Consider the following 24,279-nt stretch of genomic DNA (forward strand, 5'->3'; position numbering starts at 1 on the left):
TAGCACTTATCAACGGGATTCCTAGTGGTGTGTTGAGGTGCACAGCCATAGCATGACCCGGCTCATAGGCTTCTATGGTTTTCCGTCAAATATTCCTTCCAGAGGATCTCCTGAACTAACTTATATAGACATACAGAGTTTAATTTTATGTTTCCTTATAAGGTTTCGATTTCTTGAATTGGAGCCATATGGTTGAAAACCATCATCCCTTTCTGTGGTACAAATGATTCACCATCCTCATTTAAAAACTTAAATGGTACGGATACTGCAGAGAAACCAATATTTTTTCGGATAACGAAGTGGAGGTGTGGGCCGGTTGAGAAGCCTGATGAACCTGACCTCGCTAGAATGTCTCCAGCCTTTACTTTATCACCGGGTTTTACCATGGCGGTTTCTTGTAGTATGTGCGCATAAGTTGCATAGCTTCCATCACTGTGTAAAACCGATACATAGTTGGCTTTATCTAAGAAATATTTCTTTGCTCCGCCCATATGGTAATCATCTTTTACCCAGATAACAGTTCCCCCCCTGGCTGCACTGATATAGGTCCCTATTGGCATGGCAATATCTACAGCATATTTATTTGAGGGTTTGTGATGCGAGAAATTTCCATTAAAAGATTGACTGATTCTATGTTCCTGTAAAGAAGATATTGGTAAGTGGTAGATATAACTACTTTCGGTGGTTTGCGGGGATCCCAAGACCCAGGAGTATAAAAAACGGTCAACTACGTCCTTGCTATCGTAGAGACTGATTTTGGAGGAGGGGGGCATAACTTTTCTGAAGGTTATTTCTTCGCTTTTTTCTGAAATAATTTTTATTTCAACTTCAATGGGTGCATGATAGGGATTGATAGCGGAGATTGTGTGTTTATTAGATCCTTCGGATAAATAAATTTTAGGTTTTCTATTTTTAACCATGGCCGGCCTTCTTTCTATGATTTCCAACTCAAGTTCGCTAGTTGGTTTTTTGTCAGAAAAAGTCCAGTTGCCATTTTCATCTTTAAATTTATAAATCTGCCCGGAAAGTGCATTTTGTGTGAACATGAAAGAGGCTACTAGGAGGAGGTGTCTCAGCGTTAACATTTTTATCTTCATTTGGCGATCATTACTAAACCCGTTACTTTACTAATCTGTTATAAATAAGTAAAGAAATCTTGAGTGGCCGTTAGCCGGCACTCGATAGAATGTGGGATGTAAGATTTAAATTGCCCCAATAGGGCCTGGCGACCGAATGGTAATGGGGGAATCTGAGGGGGAGATAGAGGTTGGTCTAAATGCGCGGGTTTTATAATAGCTTTACACACTAACAAATGGGTTGCCCAGGTTTTCTTTATGTTTTAAAAAATATTCTCTGGTATTTTGCTGATTTCTGACCAACGCTAAAACCATAGGGTGAATCTTCTGTATAGACATCATCTCTCCTTGCCGGGAAAGTACTGCTTGTTCTCGTATTCTTGGAATGCTATTTGCTGTGGTTAGCCATTATTACTTGAATCTAGACTGTGTTGCTTTAAATAATATATTTTATATCTTTTCGAGTGAACAGTTCAGTTTTTTACTTTTGGGGTGGTTCTATCAGAGGGCGATTATAAGCGGAAGGTATGTTTAATTGTGGGTGTGCCTAAGTGTCTCAGGAGTTTGCTAGTATAAAGGATGGTCCGCCAGAGTATGTAGAAGAAATAATAGGATTCCATATTTCGTGTAGTCTTATGGATGGTTGGGGAGGATTGTTCTGAATTGGTGAGCGAATCAATATTTTGTTGCACTTTGTCCCCCGCTATAGGTTTTCCAGTATCTTTTGGGGTTCGCATATGGTATGGCTTGGTAGCGATGGAGCCTATAGGGCAGCTGTGAGAACCTCGAATATCAGTCTAGCGGTTCACTCAGTAATTCCTGAATATAAATTCTATGGGGTTTTGCGTTAGTCCCCCTGTGATGAGTGATAGCAATGCACTTGGGAGCGTTGAATATAGTTGAAGCGAGAAGCCTGGGCCTGGCGGCGTTAATCTCCGCAATTTTTCTTATTGGTTATGACTATACGGCCTTCTCCGTTGCCCTGCCGGCCATCCAAAAAGAATTCGGCGTAGATATCACTACAACGATGTGGTTGGTTAATGCATATGCGCTCGCTTTTGGGGTTTCTGTCATTTCTTGTGGGCGCTTAGCGGATATGCTGGGCCGACGGCGAACCTTCTTTATAGGAGCGTCGCTTTTTTCTCTATTTTCATTGCTGGGTGGTTTTTCATCCACTATCTGGATGTTGATGGGGTGTCGCGTCCTATTAAGCATTGGCGGCGCTATGATGTGGCCTTCTGTAATAGGAATGACCTATCACCTATTGGAAAACAGGCATGCCGGTGTAGCGGGGGGCTTACTGATGCTTGGGTGCGGAGCCGCGAACGCCCTGGGGCCAATCATTGGTGGGATCTTAACAGATACCTTGGGTTGGCGCTGGATACTCTTTCTGAACCTTCCTGTGACGATGGTAGCGATGTTGGTTTGTTGGAGGTTGGTCCGTAGCGACCGCCCGACGAGCGCTGGCGAGCATGTCGATATAGCAGGTTTATTCTTCCTTTCCTTATCTTTATTAGCCTTGCTCATTGGTTTGGATCTATCGATCGATAAGGGGTTCGGGAGCTATCAGGTACTCCTGTTATTCCTGGGGTTTGCTTTTTCTCTCTTAGTGTTTATTTGGTTGGATTATCACACATCAAGAGAGGCTCTCATTCCTAAGGATGTGGTGAAAAATAAAAGGTTCCTTGCGGAGGGGGTGGCGACTTTATTGGTTTCCGTAGCCTTTATTGGCGCGCTCATGTTTGTTCCCCAGTTTCTCAATAAGGTTTGGGATTTCTCGGCTTTACAGTCTGGATTCGCATTGCTCCCAATGATGTTATTTTTTGGGGTAATTTCTTTTGTATCGGGGTATTTGTACGAAAGATTGGGTGCTAAGTTATTGGCCTGTATGGGGGCGCTGTGCATGTGGGCTGGTATGTTGGTGCTTTCTAAGCTCACTGTACAGCTCCAGCCGGTAATTTTCATACCAGGATTGGTGCTGATGGGGGTTGGCATGGGGTTGTTTTATCCCACAATTACTACGGCGGCAATTCTCATCCTTCGCTATGATCGTGCGAGTCTCGCCGCGGCTACGATTTATATGTTCCAGATTATCGGGGGTGCTATAGGTTTGGGTCTGAACACCACGATTGTGGCCTTGGCTCCGGACTTAGCAACGGGTATCGGTCGTGCCTTTCTAATGAATGCCCATCTTGCCTTGCTGGGGATGGTGGTTAGTGCATTCTTTATCAATGGAAAAAAACGGAGCTGAATATGGTCGGGGTTACCTAGGGGGCTTAATCTCTAAGTTGGTATTCGGGGTGTCAATGTTGATCGGATCAGCCAGAGTGAAGTTGGCTTTCTTAGGGGGTTAGGCGGTATTTTGAGCTTTTCTTGAAAAAATAGGCCCAAACTCTCCGGTAAATCTTTTGTAAATCTCTATATCATGTGTGCAAATTTGCTCAATTTGTTTGATTGTTTTAGATTCTTCCTGGATCTGTTGGGCAAGTGTGTGATTGGGGCTTACGTTGTTTTTAGGAATCTCTAATTCTATTTTATAGTCTTTATTGATTTGTTGGGCCAGCAGGTCAATATGATGAGTTATTCCAACAATGGAAAATTGTTGTAGGTTTTGAATGGCTTGATCAATATAGTCTGAGGGGTTTGAGTTGGGGGAAATGCTAAAGTCTGAGAAATAGTGAATGAAGCTTTGGCCGGCAGAAATTCCTTTTTGAGACTTCATATAGTCATTCAGGGGGAGTGTGTTTTTTGCCCATTCACTCTCTTTGAAGGTGTTGTAGGTATAAAGTGATATCCATCTTTCAATGGGGTCTCTTAATATCGTCAAAAAATCCCACTCATCAGAGAACTTGCTTACGAGATCCGGACGGCAGTAGCTATGCCCGCGACCGTAAAAATTAGATTTTATAGATAGGTTGTAGGCGAGAATGGTTTCCCTGACAGACATCATCGACGTGTCTAAAATTTTAGCGGCACGGTTACTTTCACGTAATTTAATATCGAAATGAGCAGTTTCATTTGGGTTTGAGAGTTGTTGTTTGAGGGCTGAATTTAGTGACGAACCCGCACACTTAGGAACATGACAGAAGTAAATCTTTGGTGGGTGAGGTGGCTCTGCAGGAGATGTTGACTCTGGTGGGAGTGGCTGTACTCGCTTCTTTAAGAATTTTTTCACTAAAAATTACTTTTCTTGGTGGTTAAAAATATAATGTCATAGTGCAGCCTGGGATTTTACTTTCGTTGCTAAGTTTTGACAACCTTAAGTATCGTCAAGCTTAACGTATATGGCTTGGATCTATTTTTAAGATTTTAAGATTTGATATAAAACTAAATTTTTAAGTAAGGCAATCTACATAATCCGATTATGATGAATCTAACATCAAGCACAGGGTCGGGCATGTTAATTCGACAGTACAACTTCTAATTTTGTTGGGATGTAAGCAATTTTACTAGGACACAGGTGAGGATTCTGTTCGAGGCATTCAAGTTGGGTCGTGGGCGATCAGCTCGAACAGTATGGGGGTATCAGCCTCGGTCTTCTTCCCGTTGCTGATATCGTCGATCACCAATACCCGGTAGTTTTCCAGGTGCGCCATGGCCACCAGTAGATCCAACTCCCGTTTGGCCAGCTGCAGCAGTTGCACCAGGGCCGTGGCAGAGAAGAGGCCGCTGTCGATCAGGTTGGCGACCAAGGCGGCGGCGAAGGCCTGGGTGTGCCCTTGTTTACGATGCTGCATGTATAACGCCTCTTGTCGTCGAGTGATGGATAACTCCGGCTGCGAATATCAGGTGCGGGATTGTGTCAATCAACCGGCTAAGATAGTTGTCGTGGACCGGTCACCGTAATTGTCACCAGACAAAGAACTGGGGCCACCCTATAATTACTCTTAAAGAAACTCTGAAATGGGCTATCAATGTTATTGGAAAACCGACACAATTTTCCTTTTAAGATACAAGAAATTCCCAATGAAGATCAAGAAGCCTTCATTAGTATCTTTACCCATCCAATGGTAAGGCGTTTTTGTACCAACATTGGTAACAGTGAAAGTCTAGCTGCCAAGAAATTTAAAAGCCGTGCTTTAAATTTAACACAGGCTGAAAAAGAAGATCCCATTGGTCTTTCCAACAAAGAAAAAATCTATGGAATCTATACTGATAGTCAGCAATTGATCGGTTTTTTTTCCATTCGAAAATCGAGGCCAGAATTTTTAGGAAAGCTCCATGGAGATCACCCTCCTCAAATCATAAGCTCGTTGGAAAACTGGCTGGAGTTGAGTATTTTTATGGGACCCAACTCCCTAGGGCGGGGGTTGGGAATAAAGGCAGCTGGCTTAGCATTGTTGCAGATGGTTTCTCAAGTCCCTGGAGCAGAAGGAGTCCTTTTTACGATCAAGGCCAACAACAAACCTAGTCTTAAAATGGCTTATCGACTCTTCGATATTGTGGACTCCCTGGAGCAATACCAAATGCCTTCGAGTAGGGCCTACAAAAGTAACTTAAATAAATCCGAACTAGAAGCGCTTGGCAACGAAGACCTCGGGCTGGTGACCATTATTATGCCTAAATCGGAATTTTCCCGAGTGGAGAATCACCTTAGGAAATACCTCAAGCTGCCCAAGACTCCTTTCGAGAAGTCCTCAGGCGATCCACAACTGAAAGCTAATCTTTTTTAGCCAGCCCGACCAAGGCGACCCTGGGTATTTCTGCGATGAATTGATCACCCGTTTTTTTAATGCTCAATTCCCTCGTCGCACTCTCGCCAGCGCCGAGTACCGAATCAAAATTTGAGTAGCGAAAATATTTTTCAATCAATTTGAGTAATTGAAATTTTTTTTCTGACTGAAAAGGTTTTTCTCCCACCAGCTTGTGCAAGCCATACATATTTCCGACATAATCTAATAAGGCATCAATAGCCAATTCTTCGCTGGTTGCGCTGACACAAAAAGGATCGTACAGCTCAATAATTTCATGATTACGAAAGCCCGCTTCGATAAAGTACGAGTTCATCTCCGCCTTACTAAAATGCGGGTAGTCATGACCTGTGGGTGAGTAGCGGTGAACCACTTCTTTGAACCAGTGATCCATAGCTGAACCAATTTCAAAGTCGTGAATCAGCAAATTGCCAAGATTTTTCAAAACTCGGTGAGCCTCTTGCACAGCTTGTAGGCGTTCTTTTTTTGGGATGTGATGAGTTCCGTAAGCTAAAATTACTCCATCCATTGATTGGTCTTTCAAAAGGAGATTCTGCGCCTTTTGACGAATACAGGGAATTCCAAATCCATAGGCACTTTGTATCATCTCCCCGGCCATATCACTGGTAAACATAGGGTTTTGAATTTCAGTCCCATAGATCAATTCAAAAGCTCTAAAGAGAGTTCCATTTCCACCCAAAACATCAAGAACAATAAAATTTTCTGGAAGAGACTTTGGATCTTGAGAAGAAAAAATAATTTCAAATAAACTCTTTATGCCCTTCACCCGAGCCGCAATATTTTTTTGGGACTCACGGTAAGACTCACCTCGTCCTGTGTCATCATTGCCTTCAAACTCATTGCTCATGGACAGCAGGTCCTCCAGTAAAAGCTTCAAATCTCGATGATCAAACCAAACAGCCGTGGAGAATTTTTGATGGTTACGTACCATCCACTTGCTGTAGTCATCAAAGCTTAAGCGTGGCAAATATTGAATTTTTTTTTGCTTCCTCATTCTTCTAGCTCCTCACTCCAGAATTCATGTATAGAGCCTATAAACGGCCTGTTCCGAGTGGCGCCCCTTACTGGTTTCTATCGACGGGGCTTGCCGAACCTGGACTATGTGGTGTAATTCTCACCTGTGCATGGGTGCCGTGACGGGCAAAACCACAGCCGCCTTTGGGATGCAGTGGGCAGCATGTCAAGCTTGTATCTCGCCAGGCTTGTTGGGTAACGTATTCCTCGCCGGTTAATCCACAGTCGGAGCGGAGTTGTATCGGCCACCGGTCCGCTACGGTTGCGTTCGTGCGGGCCACCTCCCTCCTTATCTGAACACTCGCTCGTTGTGGTCCAGGCATCGGCTGATTGCCTGGCGGCCGGTGGCGGCTGTGAGAAATCCCACCCGGCATGCTGACCGGTTTAGATCACTGGCAGATGGAATTCGCCCCTGGTAGAGAGAGATAGAGAAAGAGCCGGGGGATTGCAATTTACTGTTGGAAACAACACCGGGTTTGAGGTATTGAGTGACACCCCCATCCCGCTCAAGGATCAGTTCGCGCGACAGTTCGGCGATCTGCATGAATGAGAACAGACGATGATGATCTACGCACTGCAGCGTGTCGCTCATATGATGAATGCCGAGCATATTGGCGACTCACCAGTGTTGGATTGTGATTACCGGATAGCTGTTCGGAAGTGTAAGGCGAATAAAAGGCCTATGGGAGGAATATTTCTTCCAGCAACCCGATGCTTTATCTGAATTGGATCAATCAATGGCACACCCGGTGTGCTTAAATCGCACTTGCAATGGCCCACTGGTCGATCTTTTTTGGCCGTTCCCAGATCATGGTCCGCAGGAGTCCATGCTGGGCGCTGATTACGTGGGGTCTCCTCCCCCCAGAAAGAGACAACGTACCAGGTGGTGCCTGGGTGGGAGGTACCAGAAGTGATCGAATCGGTGTGTCCTGTTCTTTGCAAGCGATCTCACCAGATCGTAGGTAAGGGTTGTATTTAAAGTACTGGGATGGCATCGCAGAATGCCAATTCATGGAAGGCTTAAAGGGCCGTTTCTTCAACAGACAAATACGGCTATTCAACAGACGCTCGCCTTCTTGCGGGCAGCATCGCTATATCATGCGGCTGCGGCCATCCCAACTTTCTCAAGCTGGATATGCCAGGGTAGCAGTGCCCCATAATCCCCAACGGATTGGCAGTGAGGTATCTGCTCAAGTATCTCCACATAATACCTGTAGGGGTCAAGGCCGTGAATCTTGGCAGTGCGAATCAAACTGAAGCGCAGGCATAATGCTTTAGCGCCATTGACCGAAGATGCAAATAGGAAGTTCTTTCGAGCCATGACAAAGGGTTTGATTTCCTGTTCAGTCAAATTGTTGCCGATTTCTAAGCGGCCATCGTTGAGGAAGCACATAGCCCATTCCAATACTTCAGGCGGTAATTCATTGCCTTGCCCAGCGGGGATTTGGGTAGCACTTGCGGATAGTGCTCATCCAGCCAGCACTTAAAGGCCGTCATAATCGGCCTGGACTTCTCTTCTCGCAGATCGTGTCGCTGCTTTGCGGTCAGCTGAATCTCTTTGGCCTTCCTCTCAACCCGGTAGAGCTTCTTATAAAAGTGCATTGCCCGTTTTGCCAGCCCATCCCCTTGCGCCGCTCTCGCTATGGGTTCGAATTTTCACCGGGCATGTGCATTGTAATGATTTGGGCTTACAGCTGTCTGCTCAAACAACAATTCAAAAAATGGATCAGCATCGCAATGTAGTGTGCCTTTAAAGCCGGCAAACCAGTCATTCATAAAATTTCTGTGATCAACGGCATTATATTCATAGAGGATCGCTTCCTTTCCTGGAGGGCCACCTCGGAAACAGTAGGCATAAGATTTTCGGCTTGCTGGCCGGCTAGGTTCGTTAAGAACTTGGAGTGATGTGGCATCCAGAGCCCCAATGTCGTAGCCAATGACCTCGTCTTTTAGCAAATTGCTCAGTGGTTGTAGGGGGAGTTACACAATCGATAACAGTACGAGCCATGGTTTGACGGGGAAAGCTAAAGCCGGCGCGGGTCTCAAACTGTTTTTCCAGGTGATAGAAGGGTTGTCGGTCATCAAGCTTACTGACAATGAGATGGGCTAGAATGGATTCGGTGAACTTACCCTTGGGTAGGATATGCTTTGGTTTGGAAGCAATAACTATTTGGCCTGCACAGCCTTTGAGGCGTTCAACCTTCTCCCGCCACTCGACAATCACTTCATATACCGGGGGCCTGTAGTTCAAGCGCTCATGACGTTCATAATCAACGAGATTCTTTTGGCAGCCACATGCACAGGTTTTATCCTGTTCTGAGACAGGGATTACCACCTCTTTTCTTGGTAAGTGCTCGGCAAAGATCTTCTTTGTTTTTTTAAGATGTTTGTGTGCTGCAATACTAAGCACATCATCCTGGTCTTTGTTGTTATCAGCCTCGTTTTCCTCTAAGGAACTTTCATAGAGAAAACGTTGCCGTTGTTTGAATTGAAACAATAGCGGACTGTTAGCTTTTTCAAACTGCTCACTCCGTTGGCGTGAGCGTTTAAGTTCACATGAAAGCGGTTCAACCTGGCACTGTAGCGCATCATCGGTAGTTATTGGGTTTTCCGATGACAATTTATGTGTGGATAATACCATGGGTAACTATTTTTCAGGCTCTATACGTATCAATAAAAGCGTGAAAAATGGAGTTTTTCTGGTTCTTCTTTCTGAGTAAAATCCAACCCGAAAAGCAGCCGCTGAAACTGTGAAACCGACAGCTCTATGGCATCATTTGAAATGCCAGGAAAGATAAATCTCGACTTCTCATTTCGCTTACAAAGGGGCCAGAATCCACTCTCTTCCCAGTAGAGAATACGAATTTTATCGGCCTTTTTATTGCGAAAGACAAAGAGCTGACCGGATGTCGAATCTTTGTGTAACGTATCAGCCACCAAAAGCACAGATACTATCAATCTGTTTTCGAAAATCGATCGGCTGATGGTAAAACCAGATTTTGGTATTAAATGGTAGCCACATCGCATTTACAGGTCCATAAGGCCAGGAATTTGCGCCAACAACTCCGGGCTATTGATCACCAGCCTTATGCCATTAGGGAACGCTAATACACTCAGGTTTCCCGTTGTGACCACAGGGGACCTGATATCCACGAAACAAAGTCAGGGGTATCAGACACCGAAGTTTGTTCAGTTAGTTTGCGGTACCAGTAGAGGCGCTGGCTGTAGTTTAGGTTGTGCTTACGAGTATAGGCGCGCTTGGATTGAGAGCTTTTCTCGTAGGCCCTGACATGACTTTGCCACTGCTGCTGATTCATGGGGCTTCCCTCCGAAATTGATAGAGTGGGTATCATGGCAGCTCGTCAGAGCAAGTTGAATAATGTAGTTTATGTACCGCTTACGTTGGAGATTGCAATGACTTAGTGTGCGGGAAGTGTTTTTTGTGGGTGTGCGTAAGCCATTTCAAATGATGGCAAAGGGATATTGAGCGACTGGCAGGTATCAAAAGATTGATACTGATGTTTAGGGAGGGAGTGTGAAATAGTCAACTCGGCGGAAACCCTTTGAAAGAAAAATATTAGCTAATAAATGTGTTCTCAATGTTAAATATAACGATCTGTTGGGGAGTTGTTGATTTACACAGAAAAATAATTTAAGTATAAATCCTTTAATGGTAACCGAAAGGCGCTCACGAGAGCGAACGCCTTTCAGTTGTTGCGGTTTTATCTAACTCTATTCTTGATCATTATAATAAGTCCAAATTTTTGATGTGTCATTAGAGCAATCAGTTTTTCCAAGTAAAGAGACTGATCCATTGAGTTCAGGTGCTAAGCAATGTCCAGTAGCTCTATTTTTTATTTGAAAAAAACTACTGCCATCAGAGTGCTGGAATGGGCCAATAAAATCCCAAGTGGTAGAATTGATTGTACTCTCACTCATCGCTAAGCTTGTATAACTAAAGCCATTATCTGTATCTTCGATATAGCTATCATTTTTTAAGTCAATGATTAAATAACCACCATTATATGGAGAGGCTGAGATTCTACTTATTCCACAATGACCTAATCTAAATGCAGTAGGTTGTCCTGCTGTGCCACTTAAGTTACTTAAGCATTGAGTGCCGGCCCCAAATCCACTTGCTAGAATCTTAATGGTTCTTGCATTCTCAGCGTTAGGTAAATCTACTGTTTCAATAGCAAATAACTCTCCTAATGATGGGAGAAACTCACAGGTACCTGCAACAAAACCTATATTTTCTTCATAAGCTAGACAATCTTGGGTCTGTCGATTTCTCAAGCTGAAGTTGCCATCGGTATCTAGGTCAAAAAGATCCCAGGTGGCTACGTCTCCCAATCCATCTAAAAAGCGTATTCCATCGCCCTTATCTTTCATGTTTTTTGATCCAAGCGCTACACGATAACCATTGTTATATGGGTGCAGCTGATAAATAAGAGCATTGTCATCACAATTTATTGTTCCGTGACTAGCTATGCAGACATTTTCTCCAGTGTGGCGCAGGCGAACATACGGCCCATGGGTGGGAATATCTACTCCATTAATCTCCCAGGCATCAGGATCAGCGGTAGCACAATCACCCATTGTGAGTTCTGTATTTTCACCAACAATCAAGCATCTTCCCGTATTCTCATTGACTATGGGAGAATAGGGATCGAATAATGTAGTCTTAGGTAGTTTCCAAACCGCATCTGTTGACCCTAGATCAGAGCGTATAACAAAACCGTCTGAATCTGCACCTTTATCTTTGAAATTGCGATTATCAGTGACTCTAGCAATCCTAAATCCATCTAGGTAAGGTTGAATCATAAAGTGGTTTTGGCTTGAATTACAAATGTATTGTACTTTGCCATCTAATCCCACGCACTTATTTGTGGGTCTATGCTTCAGTCTTACCCCGCTATATGTTTCAACCGCAAATGCTTCGTAAAGTTCTGCTGTATCTTCCTCAATCTGTGCGACAAACTCAGGTAAAACGTGGTTATACCAATCCCATGAATCCACAATAGATGCTAGATTTTCAATAATGAGATTTCTTTCAGCTTCAAGATCAAACACATTTCCATCACGAATTCTTTCTAGATATGTGTCGCGCCATTGATTGCAGAGAGAGTTGGAGCCGGCATCATACGTTTTATTGTAATAATTGTCTGTATATTTATTGCCGTTACATTCGGTTATAAAGGTTTCCCTATATGCATTTAAGTCCGAATTTCCTATATTGACTGATGTCGAGATTAGCCCGGGAAAACTATCATTTTCTACAATTGTTATACCCAGTTTTTCTATTATATTTTTATAGGAGTCGAATTCTTCACCCACGATCCGATTGAATGTCAAATAGGTGTTATAGTCTGCATTGCATCCCGTCGGGGATCCATCAGGTGTTATTAAGAAATCATCAATTGATAATGAATCCTCAGATAATATAGCTTTTAAAACTATAGGATTAATGAGTTGATCGCTATCTATGCTAGCCCAGGTCGGATAGTTGGCCTGACTGTAGCAGAAACGATTAAACTCTTTTCTGTGCAGCAATTCCATCTGGATAATAGAGAGGTAAGCCGGCGCGACATTAAATATTATGGAGTCATAAGAAGCTTTAGTTTTCGCCGCAGTTTCACTATTGATCTTATCCAGTTCTGTCGATATTCTCTCGCCGATTGTTACTGCTAGGGCTTGAAATTTATCCGCAATCGTTTTGTGATATGCTAAATCCCCTAAGTCTATAATGTTTGATTTTGCAAGAGACAAAATAGATTTAAGTTCGATTAGATCTTGCTCAAGAAAAGCAGCTTCCAAATTTGAAATTCTATTATCAAGCTGTGCTAGGCAGCCTACGATTTGTGGGTCTGCACCATCTGTCGTCTCTTCAAATATCCCACCTTTTGTTGCGCTATAAACAAAAGGATACAAGCCTGCGAGTAGTGAAAAAGAACCTGAAGCCCCCAGTGCCGTTGATACAACATTATTTGCGAGAAGAATCCCTACTGCCTGGCTATCGTATGCCACAGCCGATTTGGCCTCTCTTGTAGCGTAATCATAACAGGCCCCGGTTAGCTCGGTCGCATTACTAGATTGGTGGGATATTGCGAGGGCAATCCCTGTGAACAGTCCAATCTTCCTAAGAAAGCTCATAGTGCTTAGATCCTATCTGAATAATTGTGAAATTTGATCGGCTAACTGTTTGTAGCTACATGATTTTAGCAAGATAGAGCCGGCTCTGTTTAGAGCCAGATTTGTAAAATCTATGGTGCCAGTGACAAGAAACCAATAGCGCTGCTACTTTCTATGAGGCCCAAAATGAAAATGGCCAGATTTTATTAATTTTGTGCCTATATGTTTTATTGGTAAAAGTGGATCTGGGCGACGGGGTCGCAAATTTGTTCGATTAAATTATTCCGTATGGATTTTCACCAGTTAACTGGTGGAAAGTGAGCGGCTTGTTTTCGTATTTGAGGAGAGTTACAGTCCAGCTAGATAACTCCGCCTTCTGACAGCTCATTAACTGATTTGGTGTTTTGTATCCAATATTTTTCTTGGGTACGGTGGCTACCTTCTTGCTGTCCTCTTGTCCCGCTCGGTGATGCTTTCTTAATGTCTGCATTTTCAGGGAGTCTTAAAGTGGCAAACGGTTAGTGCTTTCAATTTTCCCACGTCCCTATAAATTTTAAGGCGGAGCAAAATAGATTTCGGGTTGAAATTGCACTAATTTTCTATGCTCCATGAATTCTTTTCTATTGTCGGTTGTGATGGTGCGAACAACCTCTTCAGGCGGACAGTTTGGTGCGATAGTTATCGGGGTGAGGTCTGTTGCACTATAGATTTTATGCTGCAATCTGTAAAAACTGTGATGCATCATGTTCCATTTCACCTTTTCTAAAACAGAGTATTTTCTGAAGCGCCGTAAAACCCGTCGAGAACAGCTCCTTTTCCAGACAGATATACTCACTTTATGGCCTCATCTGGAAGTTTGGATAGCCTTTAGTCGTATTTATACGGCGTCATTCTTCGCATTGATTGCATGCAGTTTTTTATAGTCTCTGCGATATTGCTGTGGAAGGTGTGCTATTTGAGATTAAAACTACCCGTAAATTTTCTGATTGAATACGAGCGATTAGATCCCAAGCTAGTTAACTATTTTTAACTTTTGTTACCTTTTGGAAGTGAGTTATCTGGGCGCGGGTCTATCTGGGCAAGTCAATTGATATTCAGATGAAAAAGCAATGTGCTGTGTGAGGGCGCCATGGTGGATGCGATTATTGTCTCAGCTTAAAATTCCATCAGGAATATGAAAAGGCATGAAAACCTTAAAGGTATCAGACTAAAAGGGTAATCACTGGCACTTTGGAATGAGAGTGCATACCGGAATAGATGGCACTCTCGGACTGACTGATGGTATCGATACAGAAGCCAATAACTATCATGATATTACTGCGACGGATCATTACTGCATAGTGAAGAGGGGAGAATGTAAGGTGATTCTTGTCGCACAGGTGCGAAGCAACGCGAAGAATTATAGTTTAATGGTGGGTGCGGCACATTGGAAAGGCGTCAGGCTATTTAAAGCCTCTCCCAGGAGCGAGTAAGTTGCTAGGGTTAAAAAAATCAAGGCGTAGTTTAGGGTAAAGGTAGAGCATCAGTTTCGATAAGAAAGAAAATATTTTTTGGATCTGGATTGCATTAGATTACTCCATTGAACATTTGGGAGGGGGTTTCATTCGGAGTACTTTACCGCTGGGTAGGGAATTTTCTCTTGAGAATAATGTGGGAATAGAAATAAAAAAGCCCCGCTAGATAGCGGGGCTTTTTAGTGAGATAAGGTTATTGCTTAAACAACAACGTCCTGGATCTCGGTTGCGGCAATGCGCTTGCCTTCTTCGGCAGACTTCTGGAAGTCTTCAATCTGATCGAAGTTCAGGTAGCGGTAGATCTCGCTGGACATGGAATCCAGGTTCTTGGCGTATTCCTGATATTCAGCCGGAGTCGGCAGTTTACCCAGGATGGCGCCTACAGAAGCCAGCTCAGCGGAGGTCAGGTACACATTGGCGCCGTCGCCCAGGCGGTTGGGGAAGTTGCGAGTGGAGGTGGACAGCACGGTGCTGTTCGGGGCCACGCGCGCCTGGTTACCCATACACAGGGAGCATCCGGGCATTTCGGTGCGGGCACCGGCTGCGCCGTAGATGTTGTAGTAACCCTCTTCCATCAGTTGGTGCTCATCCATCTTGGTGGGAGGAGCAATCCACATACGGGTAGAGATGCCGCCTTTGTGTTCTTGCAGCAGCTTACCGGCGGCACGGAAGTGGCCGATGTTGGTCATGCAGGAGCCGATGAATACCTCGTCTACCTTGTCGCCAGCGACGTCGGAGAGCAGGCGTGCGTCGTCCGGGTCGTTCGGTGCACAGACGATAGGCTCTTTGATTTCGGCCAGGTCGATTTCGATGACTTCGAGGTACTCGGCGTCGGCGTCGGCTTCCATCAGTTTCGGGTTGGCCAGCCACTCCTCCATGGCGCGCGCACGGCGCTCCAGGGTGCGCTTGGAGCCATAGCCCTCGGCAATCATCCAGCGCAACAGGGTGATGTTGGAGCGCAGGTACTCGGACATGGTCTCTTCAGACAGCTTGATGGTACAGCCGGCTGCAGAGCGTTCAGCAGAGGCATCGGACAGCTCGAATGCCTGCTCAACGGTTAGATCCTGCAGACCTTCGATCTCGAGGATGCGGCCAGAGAAGATGTTCTTTTTGCCCTTCTTCTCTACAGTCAACAGTCCCTGCTTGATCGCGTAAAGTGGAATGGCGTGTACCAGGTCACGCAGGGTGATACCGGGCTGCATCTCGCCCTTGAAGCGTACCAATACCGACTCAGGCATATCCAGTGGCATAACGCCGGTGGCAGCGGCGAAGGCTACCAGGCCGGAACCCGCCGGGAAGGAGATACCCATGGGGAAGCGGGTGTGGGAGTCACCACCGGTACCCACAGTGTCCGGCAGCAGCATACGGTTTAGCCAGCTGTGGATGATGCCGTCCGCCGGGCGCAGGGAAACGCCGCCGCGGTTCATAATGAAGTCTGGCAGTTTGTGCTGGGTGTCGATGTCCACCGGCTTTGGATAAGCGGCGGTGTGACAGAAAGACTGCATCACTAGATCCGCAGAGAAGCCCAGGCAAGCCAGATCTTTCAGCTCATCGCGGGTCATGGGGCCAGTGGTGTCTTGGGAGCCCACGGTGGTCATTTTCGGTTCGCAGTAGGTGCCTGGACGGATACCTTCAACGCCACAGGCTTTACCGACCATCTTCTGCGCTAGGGTGTAGCCCTTGCCGGTATCTACTGGCTGATCGGGCTTGCGGAACAGATCCGAAACGGGCAGGCCGAGGGACTCACGCGCTTTGGTGGTCAGGCCGCGACCGATGATCAGATTGATACGTCCGCCAGCTTGAACTTCGTCCAGCAGTACGTCGGACTTCAGTTCGAATTCAGACAGGACCTTGCCGTCTTCGGCCAGGATCTTACCGTCGTAAGGGCGGATTTCGATAATGTCGCCCATGCCCAGGTCATCAACGGGCGCTTCGAATACCAGTGCGCCGGCATCTTCCATGGTGTTGTAGAAGATAGGGGCAACTTTACCGCCGATACAAATACCGCCACCCTTCTTGTTGGGTACGCCCGGCATCTCTTCACCGAAGTACCACAGCACAGAGTTGGTGGCGGATTTGCGCGAAGAGCCGGTGCCGACTACATCGCCAACGAAAGCAACGGGGAGACCTTTGGCTTTAACTTCTTCGACCTGCTTCAGTGGGCCGGTAACGCCGGCTTCTTCTGGCTCCAGACCGTCGCGCTTCATCTTATACATGGCCAGCGCGTGCAGGGGGATGTCCGGGCGGGACCAGGCATCGGGAGCCGGGGACAGGTCGTCGGTGTTGGTTTCGCCAGTGACTTTGAACACGGCAACTTTGATGCTCTCGGGCACTTTGTTGCGCTTGGTAAACCATTCGGCGTCTGCCCAGGATTGAATGACGGCTTTGGCGAATTCGTTGCCGGCTTTGGCTTTTTCTTCCACATCGTGGAAGGCGTCAAACATTAGCAGGGTGCCTTTCAGCTGCTCTGCGGCCAGCTCAGCCAGCTCTTTGTCGTCCAGCATTTCAACCAGGGTGTGAATGTTATAGCCGCCCAGCATTTGACCCAGCAGCTCTACCGAGTGCTTGCGGTCGATCAGCGGGGATTCCGCTTCACCTTTGATAATGGCGGACAGAAAGCCGGCTTTCACGTAAGCGGCTTCGTCAACACCCGGGGGTACACGGTGGGTGAGCAGGTCAACCAATTCCTGCTCTTCGCCTTTTGGCGGATTTTTCAGCAGCTCAACCAGGCCGGCTACTTGCTCTGCGTCGAGCGGCTTCGGTGGGATGCCTTGTTCGGCGCGTTCTGCGACGTGTTTGCGATAGGCTTCAAGCACGGATAAGTCCCTCTTGGTGTGTGGGGTGGCACCAACAGCGGGTGTAATTCCCGATCTTTGTACTTACTGCCGGGATTTTTTTTTCGAGGCCGCTGAAGGCGGGGTGGCGAATACTACAGGAAAGCCCTAGAGCTGTTAAGTTTATCGAAAAATCAATAATTTAAGTGAATTTCGACTATTTGCAGGGCGAATTTTAGTGTGCTGACAACAGCTATCCTGCCTCTTTTCTTAGTGGCTGAAACAAAATAGTCTACGCGCAATTTTAATCCAGGCCTTTGCTGCCTGAACGGCTAAATCTGGTTGATTGATGTACAAAAAGGTTCGTACCCCCTGTATTGGTGTCTGCTCGACAGGTATTGGTGATGATGTCTGTCGTGGCTGTAAGCGTTTCGCCCACGAGGTGATCGACTGGAATGCCTATACCGAGGAGCAGCGTCGCATCATTGCCGCAAGGCGTGAGGGTTATTTAATCAATGCGGTGCGCAGTCAGCTGGAAATTGTGGATCAGCCGCTGCTGCTCACGCAGCTGCGCCACCAGCAGATACGCTTTGATGACAGTCAGAATGCCTACTGTTGGGTGTTTGAACTCCTGCGTGCGGGGGCCAGCCAGATTGAGGATTTGAGTGCTTACGGGCTTTGTCCAACCCCTCTGGCGAAGGGCGTCAGTTTGGTGGAAATCCGCCGGCGTATTGATGAAGATTTCTACGCTCTGTCAGTGGCCTATTACCAGCGCTATATCGCCCCAGGCCTATTTAGGGACTGATGCGCCACCCGCATTTTCACGGCATAACACAGCTGCTGTTTTCCTGAGGCAGCTTATCCCTTTAGAATTACGCTCCTTCCCCGGTAATGGAGAGCCGGCTATCAGCTCAAATCATGAAATTTCCCGGCGGGCGCTGCTGGTGCTCAATCCGAACAGTCGAAATGGTGCCGAGGCAGACCTTGACAGTGGTCTGGCGCGTTTAGAGGCAGCTGGGATTGCGGTGAAAACCCTATGCTCCCAAGGGTCCCAGGAAACCGAGGCGGCAATCCGGCAGCAGCACAAATCCTTGGACTTAGTGATTGTCGGCGGTGGAGACGGCACCGTCAGCTCTACTGCCCGGGCACTCATAGAGAGTCAGTTGCCGTTGGCTGTTTTACCGCTGGGTACCGCGAATGATCTGGCCCGGTCCCTCGGTATTGTCGATCTGGGACAGGCTTTTGATGTCATCATCGATAACCACCGGCAGGCCATTGACCTCGGTGTGGTCAATGGCCACTACTTTTTCAATGTGGCCAATATGGGGCTGGGGGTCAAAGTTACCGAGGCCCAGGATTCCGACATTAAAAAACGCTGGGGAGTGTTCAGCTACCTGAGGGCTTTTTTTATTGCTCTGGGGCGCGCGCAGAAATTTCGCGTGGATTTGACGCTGGACGACAAGCGTTACCGCATGGGCTCAATACAGCTGGCCGTGGGCAATGGCCGCTACTACGGTGGCGGTAACCTCGTGGCGGAGGAGGCGCGTATAAACGATGCCAAGCTCGATCTTTACTGCCTGCGCCCGCGTGGTCTGATGGAATTACTGGGTATGGCATTGTTGGTACGCAACGGCAAACACCATCTGGCGAAAAGAATTTTTAGTGCCAGCGCCGAGCGGATCGAAATCGAGACCAAGCCGGGCCTGGAGATCCATGCCGATGGCGAACCGGTTACGGAGACTCCGGCAACTTTTAAGGTGATCCCTGCGGCACTGCAAATCCTGGTCCCGCGCAACTCAGATGAACTCCTCAGTGACAGGGAGAAAGACAATGACACTGATTCGCACTGAATCCCAGGCCGCGCTCAACGATCTGTTCGTTGCTTTTGCGCGCAGTGAGGATGACTACCGGGCTGCCGCCGAGCAACTCGAAGAGAAGGCCGCGGCCGATTTTCTGTGCGCAATAGCCTCTCAACGACACGCGCTTGCGCGACGGGTGGAACAGGCGATTCGCGCTGAAGGCGGTTTACCCTCGGAGCCGGACCCGGATCTCAAAGCTGGCGAGCAATTTTTGCAGAAGCTTGGGCCATTGCTGGCCGAGGATAAGACCAGGGAAGTCTATCAGCAGCGCCTCGATGCCGATCGTGCGCTGCTGGACTATATGGGGTATGAGGTGTTGGGCGCCCTGGAAAAAGCCCACTCGGGTCTCAAGGAAGAGTGCCGCAGTCATCTTGAGAAATCACTGTCATGGCTTGAAAAGCGGCTACAGTGATCCTCCCTGGCGAATCCGCCTTAACGCGGCTGGCGCAAAAAAACTCTTAGGGCAGGCAGGAAAGGCTCGTTGGCGATAGCCAGGTCCCGCCTCTGCCGGCGCCGGCTCGCGCTGGGCTGATGATCGACTCGGGTAAATTCCGGCAGCTGCCCGGCTTCATTGGCGGACACTAGTACCGGCATGGAGGAGTAACCCACCTGATGGTATCGCTCCTCTTCATCCACCTCCTGGCTAAAGAAAATTTCCGCAACCTGAAGGTTGGGGCGGCTTTGCACTTGTACCTGGCGCAGATCCTCCTGTTGGCTCTTAGGTACTCCGGCGAGCAGTTGTCGCTGATATTGGATGCCGGGGTCTGCGCCCGTTGGGTCCAATTGGACCAGCTTTTTCTCACACCATTCAACGGTCACTTTGCGTATCGATTTACGCGCTTTTATCCAAGATAGAGTGAGGGCGTCGGGCCGCTCACGGCAGAGTAAAACCAAGCGGTAGCACTGGCGTAGGTGGGCGCGGGGGTAGCCGGCCCCGGCCAGTATCTCACGCACATTGCGGTCGCGTTCCGCCATCGGGCGGGCCTCTAGAGCCGACCTGTACTCGGCGATGGCATTGGCAAAGGCCTCTTTGTGGTTGTTGAGTTGCCTGGCAAGGTTCAGCGTCTTTTCCGGTACAGCGAGCAGTCCGGGAATTTGCAGGGTTGCGCGGGCGTCCGCACCCGAACCGAGAGGTTCGGCATAATCCAGTTGCGCATAGAGGGCAGCGGCCAATGAAAAGGGGCGTTCGAAGCTCGCTTGCAGTGTCTGGGCAGCTTCCTGAGCGAATGGTGGTTGCAGCAGATAGTGCTGCCAGGGCTTTCCGGCATCCTGCAGCTGCTCAAGGGCGTCGCGCAGATCTGAGGCGCCCCTGTGAAGCTGTTCCAGCAGCGGAGGTATGGTCCTCGCCCGTTCCCGGTAGTCCGTCATCGCTTTCTTCCACAGTTTAGTACGTTTATTTTAATCCACTTAATAAATCGTTATCAATATTAGGTTGAAAACCTATCACCCCGAGGGGGAACTCGGGCAGAGTGGGTTACCAGTGTGTATCTTGGGAGCCGGGCACAGTGGTGGGAGGGTATGCCGGGGCTGTGGGAAGTTGGCCTATTTCCGTTCGGAACCTGCCTTTCTCCCGCTGTGCCGCTATAATCCCGCGCCTATTGATTTATCCCAGATGAAATACCTATCCCATGAGTGCCCAAGTTCCCGATTTATCCGAGATTCACGCGTTTCTGCTGTGTGCCACCCCTGACGCCTGGATTGAGGCCGCGCTGGCCGAGCCGGAAATGATGCTGGTAGATCACGCCAACTGCGAGAAAAAAGCGGCGGGCACCGCGCTCAATCTGATGTTCCGCTATCTGGGGGATTTTGAGCTGTTGCACAAGATGTCGCGCCTGGCACGCGAGGAGTTGCGCCACTTCGAGCAGGTACTGGCCATTATGGAAAAGCGCGGCATTGTCTATCCCCATGTGAGCGCTTCCCGCTATGCAGCCGGGCTGCGCGCAGAAGTACGCACGGCAGAGCCGGGGCGTTTGGTGGATACTCTGATTTGTGGCGCAATTATCGAGGCGCGCTCCTGTGAACGTTTCGCGCGTATCGCGCCCCACCTGGATGACGAGTTGCAGAAATTTTATCTATCGCTGCTGAAGTCGGAGGCCCGCCACTTCCGCGACTACCTGCATCTCGCTCAAAAGGCGGCTGATGAAAATATAGAACCGCGTGTCACCGCCCTGTTACAGCTCGAACGGGAGCTTGTGCAGAGCGCCGATGGCGAGTTCCGTTTTCATAGCGGTGTACCGGGAAAAGGATAAGGGCGAGTTAGCTCTGGTCCAGGCTGGCGAGTAGGCGGATAAAATCCTGGAGATCTTTGTGGCTCGAATAGTCCACGGCAAATTTATTGTGGAAAAATACGGTCAGTCGTACTTTGGCTGAGTTGATAAAGACGGTATAGCCGTCAAAGTCGGTGCTGACCGTCAGCCCCTGATAGTGCCAGCCATCGGCCTCCTTGCGCCCCTCGCGGGTGGCACGGTCAAATACCCGCAGTGCCTGTTTGACGTCTACTTTGTGCTCCTCTTCCATATCTTTCTCCCCACGCCTCTAGACTTGTTGTTCTGTTATCGGAATTTTTCACCCGCATAGCAATGGAAGCTTAGACAAGATGGATAGTAGTGGCTATCAGCCGTCGGTGGTGGATACCCGCCTGTTCGATGCTCTGGCATATCTGGGGCTATGCCCATTTGTGATCGGCTTGCTCATAGAGCTTGTGGGAGTATCTTTCCTGGGAATTGATGGCCGTCTTTTCTTTAGCGCCTACAGCGCGGTGATTCTCAGTTTTTTGTGCGGTATTTGGTGGGGGGGTGCACTTAACCGCCCAGGGCATCCACACCGGATGGCTTTGGTATTCCTGAGCAATCTGGTGGCCTTGGCCGGGTGGGTTGCACTGCTGCTTTACCAGACCGTCTGGGGACTGCCTATTCTCGCGGTGGGCTTTGCCTTTGTGGCCTGGATGGAGGCGCGCCTGAACCCGAACCTACCCGGCCGCGAGCAGTATTTCCGCACACGGGGTATCGTCACCTATCTCGTTATTGGCTGTCATCTCGGCATGATTGTGCTGCTTTAACACGGTTTGTCTTCGCGGTCTGTTTATTCTCCCAGTAATGGGGCGGGAACTAGACTTTTACCAGAAAATAAACATAGGAATACCAGGAATGGAGCCAATAACCACCCCAGCACTCAACCAGTTATTTTTTGAGGCCAGAACTTATAGTTATTGGCAGGATAGGCCTGTGCCGCAAGGGCTCCTGAAGAAATTGTATGCCTTGGTCAGAATGGCACCCACCAGTGCGAATTGTTGCCCGATGCGGATTGTTTTTATTGTGAGCAAGGAGGGGAAGGCGCGGCTCAAGCCGGCGTTGAACGAGGGAAATATTGAGAAAACCCTGTCGGCTCCGGTGACAGCGATCATTGCTTACGATATGCGCTTTTACGAACATCTTCCCAAGTTGTTTCCCCATGCAGCGGTGCGGGACTGGTTTGTCGGTAATCCCGAACTTACAGAAGAGACGGCATTTCGCAATGGCTCGCTTCAAGGGGGGTATTTTATTTTGGCGGCCAGAGCCCTGGGGCTCGATTGTGGCCCCATGTCGGGGTTTGATAACGCCCTTGTTGATCAGGAGTTTTTCAGTGATCCGTCCTCTGCGCCGGGGTTTATGCAAGAGCATTGCCCTGGGGGCCATATAAAATCTAATTTTTTGTGTAACCTGGGCTATGGCGTAGATGCCAAGCTCCACCCACGCAACCCGCGCTTTGAATTTGACGAAGTATGTAGTGTCCTCTGAGTTGATGGAGATACAGTTTGTTTGGGTTTCTAGATAACTTCCTTCCGTTTCAAGGTTTTTCCTCGCAGTCTGAAAATCGTCTGCGCTGATGGCTGATAAGAAATTACAAAAGTTACCTCCCGCTGGCGACTGTTTTTTACCTAGGGAGGAGGACGTTTTATACGAGCTTTTTGGGCGTGATATCAGCCGAAGTGTTGTTGAGCGCTTTCTCGGTTTGCAGGATATTGAATATTCACGTTGTGTCGCCTCTGAGAATGTGGGTATTTATCGAGCGGACCAATTGTTATTGGATTGTTACGCAAGAAAAATCAATAAAAAATCAGTTCTGGGTAAACAATTGTTGTTTAGTAAAGAAGAGTTAGAGCCGATTATTAAAGCCTATCGCAATGAGTCTCTCTATATGAACCTGGGGCGTGTCAGAACAAGTTTTCCTCGTGACGTAATCACGACAGAGGAATTTGTTTTGCATTTACAGGCGGCGATCGAAAAAACGTTAGAGAAAAAGAAAGTGGTGGAAGATTTTGTCGTGGTAATTCCAACCACAAGCTATAAGGGGGAACTCATTCCCAAGGCGATCTGCAGCAAAGCAAAACTGGATGATGAGACCTTCAAAAGACAGTGTCAGTTGGGGTTGGTGCGCAACCAGCATTTACAGTATGTTCTAAGCAAATCCTATCTTTGGACTTTGGCTCATGCTTGGCCCTTTATTACCGGAAATGAGGTTGGGGTAGGGCGTTTTCGCGGGGTAGTATTCCGGCAGTTTGATACGAATTGGGACACCATTGCTTCGAATCTCGACAGTGATATCAACATTTTTGTGCTGACCGATGCTAGCTGTACGGGTGGTGAGGCCGAGCAGATTCGCAGTCGTTTACTCAAGTGTGATAAGCGTGAAAAATCCGCCCTCATTATCCCTCTCTGTAAAAAAGAAGCACTAAAGCGCTTGAGTAAAAACTCTGAGGAGTACGCCGAGATTATCGTTGGTGTTGTGCTGGATGATTTTAAACGGCAGTGGAAGGATCTCGGCCAAAGAGCGAGTTATAAAACTCTAAGGGGAGGGCGTTGAGTCACTCCGCTCCTGGCCTCCTCCCTATTTGACCGGTCTTGGTAGAGCGATATCTGCAGCTAGAAAACGGGCTTGGAGACAGTCTGGTAAACGATAGTAATTGTCAGAGGGAAAGCCAGCGCCCCTAAAAGACACCAAGCACGCATAATTTTGTATTTTATTGTTGTTATTCTCTGTGCTGGTCTGACGTAACAATGGATGCTGTAAGTAGAGAACCCGTAGTCATAAAAAGAAAACGGTAGAAGTCGGTCCGGAAGCCCGTTGAATACAGGCTGGATTGATTATCAGCCATACCTATTGGACTACCCAGCAAGCCAGTAACCCCTACAGTGACGGTGCTGATTTCACGATCCAGT

Annotated in this window: 22 protein-coding genes and 1 pseudogene; 9 read left to right on the top strand and 14 right to left on the bottom strand. The window is 47.8% G+C overall.

The window, feature by feature from the left end; genetic code table 11:
* Positions 1-155 precede the first annotated feature (155 nt).
* The gene (locus ACCI51_RS13720; protein WP_299582884.1) at positions 156-1,097 is read right to left on the bottom strand and encodes a peptidoglycan DD-metalloendopeptidase family protein; all 942 of its coding nucleotides are present in this window, start codon (positions 1,095-1,097) and stop codon (positions 156-158) included.
* Positions 1,098-1,965: 868 nt separating this feature from the next.
* Here ACCI51_RS13720 and ACCI51_RS13725 point away from each other — a divergent pair.
* Positions 1,966-3,327 carry an MFS transporter gene (locus ACCI51_RS13725; RefSeq protein ID WP_371844096.1) on the top strand — a complete coding sequence of 454 codons (1,362 nt, stop codon included), beginning with the start codon at positions 1,966-1,968 and terminating at the stop codon, positions 3,325-3,327.
* Between the two features lie 99 nt (positions 3,328-3,426).
* Here the strand turns inward: ACCI51_RS13725 and ACCI51_RS13730 are convergent, their stop codons facing one another.
* On the bottom strand, positions 3,427-4,251 hold the full coding sequence (locus tag ACCI51_RS13730; protein ID WP_371844098.1) for a sulfotransferase family 2 domain-containing protein: 825 nt from the start codon (positions 4,249-4,251) through the stop codon (positions 3,427-3,429).
* Between the two features lie 307 nt (positions 4,252-4,558).
* Positions 4,559-4,813, bottom strand: a complete 255-nt coding sequence (locus ACCI51_RS13735) for a P-loop NTPase family protein (RefSeq protein ID WP_371844100.1) — start codon at positions 4,811-4,813, stop codon at positions 4,559-4,561.
* A gap of 177 nt (positions 4,814-4,990) precedes the next feature.
* Here ACCI51_RS13735 and ACCI51_RS13740 point away from each other — a divergent pair, with 177 nt between their 5' ends.
* Positions 4,991-5,749, top strand: coding sequence for a GNAT family N-acetyltransferase (locus ACCI51_RS13740; protein WP_371844101.1), 759 nt, complete (start codon positions 4,991-4,993; stop codon positions 5,747-5,749).
* Here the strand turns inward: ACCI51_RS13740 and ACCI51_RS13745 are convergent.
* The 9 genes and pseudogenes from ACCI51_RS13745 to acnB form a co-directional block, all read right to left on the bottom strand.
* Positions 5,736-6,782 carry a class I SAM-dependent methyltransferase gene (locus tag ACCI51_RS13745; protein WP_299582899.1) on the bottom strand — a complete coding sequence of 349 codons (1,047 nt, stop codon included), beginning with the start codon at positions 6,780-6,782 and terminating at the stop codon, positions 5,736-5,738. The genes ACCI51_RS13740 and ACCI51_RS13745 overlap by 14 nt on opposite strands.
* Before the next feature lie 309 nt (positions 6,783-7,091).
* Positions 7,092-7,394 carry a hypothetical protein gene (locus ACCI51_RS13750; RefSeq protein ID WP_371844103.1) on the bottom strand — a complete coding sequence of 101 codons (303 nt, stop codon included), beginning with the start codon at positions 7,392-7,394 and terminating at the stop codon, positions 7,092-7,094.
* 504 nt (positions 7,395-7,898) lie between these two features.
* Positions 7,899-8,123, bottom strand: a complete 225-nt coding sequence (locus tag ACCI51_RS13755) for a transposase domain-containing protein (RefSeq protein WP_371844183.1) — start codon at positions 8,121-8,123, stop codon at positions 7,899-7,901.
* 12 nt (positions 8,124-8,135) lie between these two features.
* Positions 8,136-8,758, bottom strand: a pseudogene (locus tag ACCI51_RS13760) (IS66 family transposase); the annotation flags it as partial.
* Positions 8,691-9,443 carry an IS66 family transposase gene (locus ACCI51_RS13765; RefSeq protein WP_371844105.1) on the bottom strand — a complete coding sequence of 251 codons (753 nt, stop codon included), beginning with the start codon at positions 9,441-9,443 and terminating at the stop codon, positions 8,691-8,693. The gene ACCI51_RS13765 and the pseudogene ACCI51_RS13760, both read right to left, overlap by 68 nt.
* Before the next feature lie 29 nt (positions 9,444-9,472).
* A complete protein-coding gene (gene tnpB, locus ACCI51_RS13770; protein ID WP_371844107.1) occupies positions 9,473-9,739 on the bottom strand; it encodes an IS66 family insertion sequence element accessory protein TnpB in 267 nt (88 codons plus the stop codon).
* Between the two features lie 176 nt (positions 9,740-9,915).
* Entirely contained in the window at positions 9,916-10,119 is a 204-nt protein-coding gene (tnpA, locus tag ACCI51_RS13775) for an IS66 family insertion sequence element accessory protein TnpA (RefSeq protein ID WP_371844108.1), read from the bottom strand.
* Positions 10,120-10,534: 415 nt separating this feature from the next.
* The gene (locus tag ACCI51_RS13780; protein ID WP_371844109.1) at positions 10,535-12,829 is read right to left on the bottom strand and encodes a hypothetical protein; all 2,295 of its coding nucleotides are present in this window, start codon (positions 12,827-12,829) and stop codon (positions 10,535-10,537) included.
* A 1,819-nt stretch (positions 12,830-14,648) separates the two neighbouring features.
* Complete coding sequence (gene acnB, locus ACCI51_RS13785) at positions 14,649-17,264, bottom strand: bifunctional aconitate hydratase 2/2-methylisocitrate dehydratase (RefSeq protein WP_371844111.1); 2,616 nt, start codon at positions 17,262-17,264, stop codon at positions 14,649-14,651.
* A 307-nt stretch (positions 17,265-17,571) separates the two neighbouring features.
* Here acnB and ACCI51_RS13790 point away from each other — a divergent pair, with 307 nt between their 5' ends.
* The 3 genes from ACCI51_RS13790 (at position 17,572) to ACCI51_RS13800 (ending at position 19,493) form a co-directional block, all read left to right on the top strand.
* Positions 17,572-18,027, top strand: a complete 456-nt coding sequence (locus ACCI51_RS13790; RefSeq protein WP_299582924.1) for a DUF1289 domain-containing protein — start codon at positions 17,572-17,574, stop codon at positions 18,025-18,027.
* A 118-nt stretch (positions 18,028-18,145) separates the two neighbouring features.
* Positions 18,146-19,072, top strand: a complete 927-nt coding sequence (locus ACCI51_RS13795) for a lipid kinase (protein ID WP_371844185.1) — start codon at positions 18,146-18,148, stop codon at positions 19,070-19,072.
* On the top strand, positions 19,053-19,493 hold the full coding sequence (locus ACCI51_RS13800; RefSeq protein WP_299582927.1) for a ferritin family protein: 441 nt from the start codon (positions 19,053-19,055) through the stop codon (positions 19,491-19,493). The genes ACCI51_RS13795 and ACCI51_RS13800 overlap by 20 nt, the downstream gene beginning before the upstream one ends.
* A 20-nt stretch (positions 19,494-19,513) precedes the next feature.
* Here ACCI51_RS13800 and ACCI51_RS13805 read toward each other — a convergent pair whose 3' ends face one another.
* Positions 19,514-20,449: a hypothetical protein gene (locus ACCI51_RS13805; RefSeq protein WP_371844113.1), complete on the bottom strand. Its 936-nt coding sequence runs from the start codon at positions 20,447-20,449 to the stop codon at positions 19,514-19,516.
* A gap of 260 nt (positions 20,450-20,709) precedes the next feature.
* Between ACCI51_RS13805 and miaE the strand changes: the two genes are divergently transcribed.
* Positions 20,710-21,330, top strand: coding sequence for a tRNA-(ms[2]io[6]A)-hydroxylase (gene miaE / locus ACCI51_RS13810; protein WP_299582933.1), 621 nt, complete (start codon positions 20,710-20,712; stop codon positions 21,328-21,330).
* Between the two features lie 7 nt (positions 21,331-21,337).
* On the opposite strand, the gene ACCI51_RS13815 is transcribed toward miaE, so the two are convergent.
* Positions 21,338-21,598 (bottom strand): DUF3081 family protein, encoded by a 261-nt coding sequence (locus ACCI51_RS13815; RefSeq protein ID WP_371844115.1) that lies wholly within the window; start codon positions 21,596-21,598, stop codon positions 21,338-21,340.
* Between the two features lie 79 nt (positions 21,599-21,677).
* Here ACCI51_RS13815 and ACCI51_RS13820 point away from each other — a divergent pair, with 79 nt between their 5' ends.
* The 3 genes from ACCI51_RS13820 to ACCI51_RS13830 all read left to right on the top strand — a co-directional run bounded on the left by ACCI51_RS13820 (position 21,678) and on the right by ACCI51_RS13830 (position 23,923).
* Positions 21,678-22,139 carry a DUF3429 domain-containing protein gene (locus ACCI51_RS13820; protein WP_371844117.1) on the top strand — a complete coding sequence of 154 codons (462 nt, stop codon included), beginning with the start codon at positions 21,678-21,680 and terminating at the stop codon, positions 22,137-22,139.
* Between the two features lie 88 nt (positions 22,140-22,227).
* The gene (locus ACCI51_RS13825) at positions 22,228-22,857 is read left to right on the top strand and encodes a malonic semialdehyde reductase (RefSeq protein ID WP_299582942.1); all 630 of its coding nucleotides are present in this window, start codon (positions 22,228-22,230) and stop codon (positions 22,855-22,857) included.
* Between the two features lie 88 nt (positions 22,858-22,945).
* Positions 22,946-23,923: a hypothetical protein gene (locus tag ACCI51_RS13830; RefSeq protein WP_371844119.1), complete on the top strand. Its 978-nt coding sequence runs from the start codon at positions 22,946-22,948 to the stop codon at positions 23,921-23,923.
* The last annotated feature ends 356 nt before the right edge of the window (positions 23,924-24,279 follow it).

Source organism: Microbulbifer echini (assembly GCF_041447225.1).
Lineage (GTDB): Bacteria > Pseudomonadota > Gammaproteobacteria > Pseudomonadales > Cellvibrionaceae > Microbulbifer > Microbulbifer echini.